The organism is Pseudonocardia pini (assembly GCF_013870575.1).
Taxonomy (GTDB): Bacteria; Actinomycetota; Actinomycetes; order Mycobacteriales; family Pseudonocardiaceae; genus Pseudonocardia; species Pseudonocardia pini.
In genome coordinates this window covers 1-4,279 of the sequence record NZ_JACBXB010000480.1, presented here as the reverse complement: position 1 = coordinate 4,279, position 4,279 = coordinate 1, and the positions used below count along the sequence as shown (strand labels likewise).

Annotated in this window: 3 protein-coding genes; all 3 read left to right on the top strand. The window is 73.6% G+C overall.

Features of this window, described 5'->3' with window-relative positions; genetic code table 11:
* On the top strand, positions 1-2,306 hold a 2,306-nt coding region (locus H5J29_RS22785), incomplete at its 5' end, for a DEAD/DEAH box helicase (RefSeq protein ID WP_181783080.1).
* Positions 2,299-3,129: an SWIM zinc finger family protein gene (locus H5J29_RS22780; protein WP_181783079.1), complete on the top strand. Its 831-nt coding sequence runs from the start codon at positions 2,299-2,301 to the stop codon at positions 3,127-3,129. The genes H5J29_RS22785 and H5J29_RS22780, both read left to right, overlap by 8 nt.
* Positions 3,130-3,204: 75 nt before the next feature.
* A partial coding sequence (locus H5J29_RS22775; protein ID WP_181783078.1) for an FAD-dependent monooxygenase occupies positions 3,205-4,279 on the top strand: 1,075 nt, incomplete at its 3' end.

Genomic DNA, 4,279 nt, shown 5'->3' with positions numbered 1-4,279 from the left:
GCGAGCTCGCCACGCTGGCGGACGCGCTGGCCCCCTGGGACGCGGTGACCACGGAGGAGACGGGACCCGCCCGTGCCACCTTCCGGCTCGCCGAGATCGACACGCTGCACGACCCGGCGGACCCCGGGGACGACCCGCTGGACCAGACCGGGGACGGCACCCGGTGGGTCCTGGAGTTCCAGCTGCAGTCCACCGAGGACCCCAGCCTGGTCCTGTCGGCGGACGACGTGTGGGCGGGCCGCGCCGACCGGCTGATCACCTCCGCCCAGGAGCTCCTGCTCGCGGAGCTGGGGCGCGCCGCGCTCGTCTACCCGCCGCTGGCCGCCGCCCTGCGCCAGGCCCGCCCCGAGGACCTGGACCTCGACCCCGAGGAGACCCACCGGTTCCTCACCGAGGACGCCGCGCGGCTGGTCGCCGCCGGGTTCGGGGTGCAGCTGCCCGCCGGGTGGAACGGGCGGAAGCCGTTGGGGCTCAAGCTGTCCGTCTCCTCGCCCGGCGCGCCCGGCGTCGTCACCCGCGGGGGGCTCGGCCGCGAGGAGCTGGCCCGGTTCCGGTGGACCATGGCCGCCGGGGACGAGGAGCTCGACGAGGAGGAGATCGCCGCCCTCGTCGCCGCCAAGGCCAAGCTCGTCCGGATCCGCGGGCAGTGGGTGTCGGTGGACGCCGAGGCCCTGGCCCGCGGGCTGGAGTTCCTGAAGCGGCAGAACGCCCGCCGCGCGCCCACGGTCGCGGAGACCCTCGCCGTGGCCCAGGGCGGGCTGGACACCCCCTTGCCGGTCACCGCCGTCACGGCGGAGGGCTGGGTCGGGGACCTGCTGAGCGGCACCGCGGACCGCACGCTCGAGCCGCTCGACCCGCCGGCGTCGTTCCGGGCCACGCTGCGGCCGTACCAGCAGCGCGGGCTGTCCTGGCTCGCCTTCCTCGCGAACCTCGGCCTGGGCGCCTGCCTGGCGGACGACATGGGGCTGGGCAAGACCATCCAGCTCCTGGCGCTGGAGGCGCGGGAGCGGGAGGGCACGCCGACCGGTCCCACGCTGATCCTCTGCCCGATGTCCCTGGTCGGCACCTGGCAGCGGGAGGCGGCCCGGTTCGCGCCGGACCTGCGGGTGCACGCCCACCACGGGCCCGGCCGGGAGCGCGGCGAGGCGCTGCGCGAACGGTTGGCGCACACCGACATCGTCGTCACGACGTACGGCACCGCCGCACGGGACATCGAGGAGCTCGCCGCGCACGCCTGGCACCGGCTGGTGCTGGACGAGGCGCAGGCGATCAAGAACAGCAACGCCGCGCCGTCGAAGGCGGCCCGCCGGATCTCCGCGGGCCACCGGATCGCGCTCACCGGCACGCCGATGGAGAACCGGCTCGCCGAGCTGTGGTCGGTGATGGACTTCCTCAACCCGGGGATGCTCGGCACCCCGGAGCGCTTCCGGCAGCGGTTCGCGGTGCCGATCGAGCGGCACGCGAGCCCCGAGGCCGCGGAGACCCTGCGCGCCATCACCCGGCCGTACCTGCTGCGCAGGCTCAAGACCGATCCCACGGTGATCGACGACCTGCCGGAGAAGATCGAGATCCGGCAGGAGTACCGGCTCACCCGCGAGCAGGCCTCGCTCTACCGCACGATCGTCGACGACATGATGGAGCGGATCGAGGACTCCCAGGGGATCCAGCGGCGCGGGAACGTGCTGGCGGCGATGGCCAAGCTCAAGCAGGTCTGCAACCACCCCGCCCAGCTCCTGCACGACGGCTCCCCGATCGGGAAGCGCTCGGGGAAGGTCGCGCGCCTGGAGGAGCTGCTCACCGAGATCGTGGCGGAGGGCGACAAGGTCCTGCTGTTCTCCCAGTTCACCGAGTTCGCGTCGATGCTGGTCCCGCACCTGAGCGCGCGCTTCGACCAGGAGGTCCTGCACCTGCACGGCGGCACGCCGAAGAAGCGGCGGGACGAGATGGTCGAGCGGTTCCAGTCCCCGGAGGGGCCCGCGATCTTCCTGCTGTCGCTGAAGGCGGGCGGCACCGGGCTGACCCTCACCGCGGCCAACCACGTGATCCACCTGGACCGGTGGTGGAACCCCGCCGTCGAGGACCAGGCCACCGACCGCGCCTTCCGGATCGGGCAGAAGCGGAACGTCCAGGTGCGCAAGTTCGTGTGCCCCGGCACCGTCGAGGAGCGGATCGACGCGTTGATCGAGTCGAAGAAGGCGTTGTCGGACATGGTGATCAGCGACGGGGAGAACTGGCTCACCGAACTGTCCACCGGTGAGCTGCGGTCCGTGTTCGCCCTGGGGGCCGAGGCGGTCTCCGATGAGTGACCAGCCGTTCTGGGCGCAGGAGGACCATCCGAAGCGCCCCCTGCGCGTCGAGGGCGGGGTCCAGATCCACTCCACCCGCGGCACCGTCGCACGCACGTGGTGGTCGAAGCGGTTCCTGGCGGTGCTCGAGCAGCTCGGGGTCGGCGGGCGGCTGGCGCGCGGACGCAGCTACGCCCGCTCCGGCCAGATCGTGTCCTGCGAGATCGACGCGGGCTCCGTCGTCGCGCTCGTACAGGGCACCCGACCCACCCCGTACAAGGTGCGGATCGGCATCCCGGCCTGGGGGAAGCAGGAGTGGGGTCGTGCGGAGCAGGCCCTGGCGGACGACGCCTGGTACGCGGCCACCCTGCTCGCGGGCGGGATGCCCACCGAGATCGAGGAGCTGTTCGCGGGCCTGGGCCTGGCGCTGTTCCCCACCTCCCAGCGGGACCTCACGATGGACTGCGGCTGCCCGGACGCGACGGTCCCGTGCAAGCACCTCGCCGCGGTCTTCTACCTGCTCGCCGAGCGGTTCGACGCGGACCCGTTCGAGGTCCTCGCGCTGCGCGGCCGGGACCGCGAGACCCTGCTCGCGAACCTGCGCAGGCGGCGTGGGGCCACCGAGTCCCCCGAGCCCGCCACCGAGGAGCCCGTCACTCCGCTGGATGAACTGCTGGCGGCGTTCTACGAGGCCCCGGCCGCGGACCTCACCCGCTTCGCGCCCGCGTGGCCCGCTCCCGGCGCCCTCCTGGACCAGGTCCCGGAGCTGCCGATCGCCGTCCGCCGCCGGAAGGTCCGCGACCTGCTCCGGCCCGCCTACGAGGTGTTGTCCGAAGAGGCCTGACCGAACAGGGCCGGCTGGCCCTGTCACGATCCGGCCCGGTTCTGCGAGCCTCCCCATGATCAGGGAGGAGTCGTCATGACCGAGGTGCTCGTCGTCGGAGCCGGACCCGTGGGTCTCACGGCCGCGTTGGAGCTGCGCCGCCGCGGCGTGGAGTGTCGCGTCGTCGACACCCTCGCCGCTCCGCGGCAGTACGCCAAGGCGGTGGGGGTGCAGCCGCGGACCCTGGAGCTCTGGGAGGCCTCCGGCGTGCTCCCCGCCGCACTCGCCCTCGCGGCCCCGATGCGGGGTCAGCGCGTGTACCGGGACGGCGAGCTCGTCGCGTCGCTCGACCTGGATCTGCCGCCGGACATGCCGTTCGCCTTCGCCACGCTCCCCCAGTACGACACCGAGCGGATCCTCGCCGAGACCCTCGCGCGGTACGGCACGGTGCCGGAGCGTCCGGTGCAGCTCACCTCGTTCGTCCAGGACGCCGGGGGTGTCACGGCCACACTGGACACCGGCGAGGAGGTCCGGGCGCAGTACCTCGTCGGAGCCGACGGGGCGCACTCGATCGTCCGCAAGTCCCTCGGCCTCACGTTCGAGGGCGGGGCGTTCGCGGACGAGTACATGCTCGGGGACGTCGAGCTCGACTGGGACCTCCCACCGGGCTACGCGATCCGGGTCAACCGCGGAGCCGACGGGCTCGTCGCCATCCCCCTGCCGGGGGCGAGCCGCTACCGGCTGTCCATGATCGCTCCGCCGCACCTGCGGACCCGGCCACCGGCGGCCGGCGAGGTCGCGCACGGCTTCGAGGGGGACGTCGCCCCCACGCTCGCGGACATCCAGGAGGTCGTGGACCGGCTCGCGCCGACCCCCGCCACGGCCCGCGCACTGCGCTGGTCCTCGATCTTCCGGATCAGCCACCGGATCGTCGACGCCTACTCCCGCGGCCGGGTCTTCGTGGCCGGGGACGCCGCCCACATCCACCCGCCGACCGGCGGGCAGGGCATGAACACGGGGATCCAGGACACGATCAACCTGGCATGGAAGCTGGCCCTCGCCGTGCGGGGAGAGGCTGCGCCCGGCCTGCTGGAGAGCTACGACGCCGAGCGCAGGCCCGTGGGCGAGGAGGTCGTGGGCCGCACCACCGCGGCGGCCTCGACCGGCGTGC

Coding starts and splice junctions, on each gene's coding strand:
- H5J29_RS22780 (WP_181783079.1), top strand. CDS start 2,299: ATGAGTGACCAGCCGTTCTGGGCGCAGGAGGACCATCCGAAGCGCCCC.